The following is a 3,455-nucleotide window of genomic DNA, read 5'->3' as shown; positions in this document are numbered from 1 at the left end:
GTATTTCGGAGTGCTATTATGAAGATGAATGTATCGTATCTTGCAGTCGGGCTCGTGCTGCTTCTTCTTGCAGTGCAGATCGGCTGTGTATCAGCTGCAGACACAAATCAGACTGGACTGACTATCTTTGCAGCGGCTTCCCTTACTGGTGTAGTTGGTGACCTTGACAAGTCATTTGAGGCTTCACATCCAGGGATTACCATCACACCGAACTTCGACAGTTCCGCAACACTTGAAACCCAGATCAAAGAGGGCGCCTCTGCTGACCTCTTCCTTCCCGCAAGTGACTCTAACATCAACAACCTGGTCAAAGCCAACCTGATCAGCAAAGATGATGTTACACCCTATGCAACCAACAAACTCGCACTCATTGTCCCAGCAGACAACCCCGCTGGTATCACCGGACTTGCTGACCTTGCAAAGCCAGGCGTAAAGATTGTAAGTGAGACCAAGGATGTACCAGTCCGCAAGTACACCGAGCAGATGTTGAACAAGACCGTCAACGACACTGCCTATGGTCAGGCATTTGTTGATGCATTCAAGAAGAACATCGTATCAGAAGAGACCAACGTCGCTGGTGCAACCACTAAGGTTTCCCTCGGTGAAGCAGACGCAGGAATCACCTACTACTCAGATGTCTCCAAAGAGCTTGCAGATAAGATCAAGATCATCGAAATTCCAGAAAACCTCAATGTAGTAGCAAAGTACAATGCAGGTGTTCTCACAGAATCAAAGCAGAAGGATCTTGCAAAAGATTACGTAAAATTGCTGACTTCTGATGATGGAAAGACTGCACTGAAAGAGTACAAGTTCAGCCCGGTATAAGATAATTTCAAATCCGGATGAAAAGGCAGAGGATACTTATTCATCTGCTGATCTTTTTTTTCTAGAAAAAAATGTTGATATTGGCGCCTGATCCTATTATTCTGAATTACTGATCTGTGCACCGGTTACACGCTGGGGTGATGTATAGATGTTCATTTTACCACCTCTGATAAACCCAATAATGGTAAGCCCGGTTGCTTGTGCCATTTCTATTGCAAGTGAAGTAGTAGCTCCTCGGGATGCTATCATAGGAATACCTGCAAGTATACACTTTCGTGACATTTCTGAAGATATTCTGCCAGAAATAAGAACACAGGTCCGGGAGAGGTCCCAATTAGATCGGAGTGCATATCCGATAACCCGGTCGAGGGCATTGTGGCGTCCGATATCTTCAGTCTTTGTTATCATTACGTCACTGCTAACAAGACCAACCACATGAATCCCTCCGGTTCTGACATGAAGATCGGAATCAAGAACTAACTTCAATGCCTGATGAATCCATGCAGGATCTATCACAATGTCTGAAGTGACTTTGGGTAGTTTTTTTATATCCAGAAAAGATGAATCACCGCCACATCCTGAAAGGATAGTCTTTTTCCCCTCCCTGATGACTACTTTTCCAGCTGTAAGGACACGAATCGTTTGTTTTTCAATCTGTAAGGATTCAATATCATCAACTTGTTTGATCATACCTTCAGTGTAGAGATATCCCACGACAAAGTCCTCAAGCCGGCTGGGACTTGTCATGACATTCAGGATCTGTCTACCATTGACCCAGAGGGCATAGGGGGCTTCAATGACCACCTCATGATCAGAAGAAGAAAAAGCATGATCTATCTCTTTGATGCAGGGAACGGTTATCGATAATTCTTCTGTCATTACAACTCCAGAGGTACTTAGGTACCCGCATATTACCTCAGTATTGCTGATATTACATATTTTACTTAGGAACGAGGTAAGGGCATTATGCTCCAGATTGTTTATGGCCAAGCAGTGCTTGTGTTGCGATTCGCCGTACGCATGACCTGTTGAGCGTTCTGCGTGGATCATTCAGAATATGATAACCACAATAAAAGTAACAACAATAAAAAAAGAATATCACTTCAGGAGATGAGGTACAATGCTATGCTTGATCATTACCCTACGGCATTCCCACGGGATTCTGTGCCAGCATTTGATCTAACAGGAGCATGGGTTAATAATTTTACAAAAAGCCCGGAATTTCAAGAATTCGAAGAAGAAGACATTGAGTACGTCCGTGATATCGTTACTGTTCTGACCGGTTTTCTCTTATATTACCAGGATTGCACACCATCAGAGTGGACAATGGATAAGGTAGAACGATGCCTGATGGTGGATTTTCCGCGAAGTCTCTTCCGTGATGAAGAATACATCGATTCTTTTCCAGAGGTGCTAATTCAGTTCTTCAGGTATCTCCATCGATCAAAAAGCCTTCCTAAAGCAAATACTATCGCAAAGGGTATTGAGACCCGGAAGTATGATTTTTACGAGATGATGGATGATCCTGAGCTTTATAGCATGCGTAAAGCATTATTAATCACTGCTGAAGATGAAGGTGTAGATCCGGATGATTCCGAAGAGGTATTGAAATATTTCCTAAAAACAGGTGAGCGAATGATGGAAGGGGTAGATCCAAAAGTTACGAAAGCGCTTGGTTTCATCCTTTCATCATGGGTACTTCCATTTTCTGATTCACGCTATGTTTCTGATCTTGACCAAGTTACGGGGTCAGATGTAATTGAGGTTCTTTCTACCATGGCAGGTTTACTGGTTGAAGAGAATCCAAATCCCAATGAGTGGAATGCATCAGACATCTTCAATTCTATCGAAAATAATTTAATTCCCTGTCCGATGGACCCAAGAACAAAAAAATTCATTATCCCCATTGCTCATGCTTTTTTTACATTTCTTGCAAAAAAAAATTTGCAACCCAATGCATTGGAGATTGCTGAAGCCATCCTTCCATTGCAGGAACGTGTCATTTCTGAATCATCTGATATTCATGGGTTTATGATGGGAATACTTGCTAAGCATCTCTTACGTTCTGGTATAGATATTGATGATGACGAAAAAATAAGAGCATTTCTTGAGATGCATGGTGAAAAAATCTTTATTGATATGCTCCAATCAGGAGACCGTGACCAGGTACAACAGATAGCACAATTAGTCGCTTCAAAGGGAATAGATGTTCTGCTTCCGTCTGGTGGATCTGATAAATCCCCCAGGATACCGAAAGAGCAACAGGAAAAGTATGAAGCCGTCATTACCCTGACAGATGACTTCTGCAAAGAGCGGCTTGATGGAGAATATGCGACTATCTGTAGGGCCGTTGCAGGTAAATTAGCGCGAAAGAGAGATTCAAAATTCAGCAGGGGTAAGAGTGATATCTGGGCTGCCGGGATTGTATACGCAGTTGGGCAGATGAATTTTCTGTTCGACTCATCATTTGAGCCTTTCCAGTCTGCTGATGATATCTGCGATTTTTTTGGCACCAGTAAGAGTACAACTTCACAGAAAGCAAAATTGATCAGGGATAGTATCGGTATGAATGATTATTGGGACTCTGAATTTTCTACTTCAAGGATGAAGAATTTAGATCCATTTAAAAA

At 42.5% G+C, this 3,455-nt stretch carries 3 protein-coding genes; 2 read left to right on the top strand and 1 reads right to left on the bottom strand.

Annotated elements, in window-relative coordinates:
- Positions 1-825: molybdate ABC transporter substrate-binding protein (gene modA / locus VN429_RS11980; protein ID WP_325633645.1), on the top strand; the 825-nt coding region annotated here is incomplete at its 5' end.
- A gap of 96 nt (positions 826-921) precedes the next feature.
- On the opposite strand, the gene fdhD is transcribed toward modA, so the two are convergent.
- On the bottom strand, positions 922-1,704 hold the full coding sequence (gene fdhD, locus VN429_RS11975; RefSeq protein WP_325633643.1) for a formate dehydrogenase accessory sulfurtransferase FdhD: 783 nt from the start codon (positions 1,702-1,704) through the stop codon (positions 922-924).
- 231 nt (positions 1,705-1,935) lie between these two features.
- Here fdhD and VN429_RS11970 point away from each other — a divergent pair.
- A partial coding sequence (locus VN429_RS11970) for a DUF6398 domain-containing protein (RefSeq protein WP_325633641.1) occupies positions 1,936-3,455 on the top strand: 1,520 nt, incomplete at its 3' end.

The sequence above is a fragment of the Methanospirillum sp. genome (assembly GCF_035560735.1).
Taxonomy (GTDB): Archaea; Halobacteriota; Methanomicrobia; order Methanomicrobiales; family Methanospirillaceae; genus Methanospirillum.
The sequence above is the reverse complement of the archived record's forward strand: the minus strand, read 5'-3'. Positions and strand labels throughout refer to the sequence as shown.

Bases quoted from the DNA above. Each gene is read 5' to 3' on its own strand.
- fdhD (WP_325633643.1), bottom strand. From the start codon at position 1,704: ATGACAGAAGAATTATCGATAACCGTTCCCTGCATCAAAGAGATAGAT.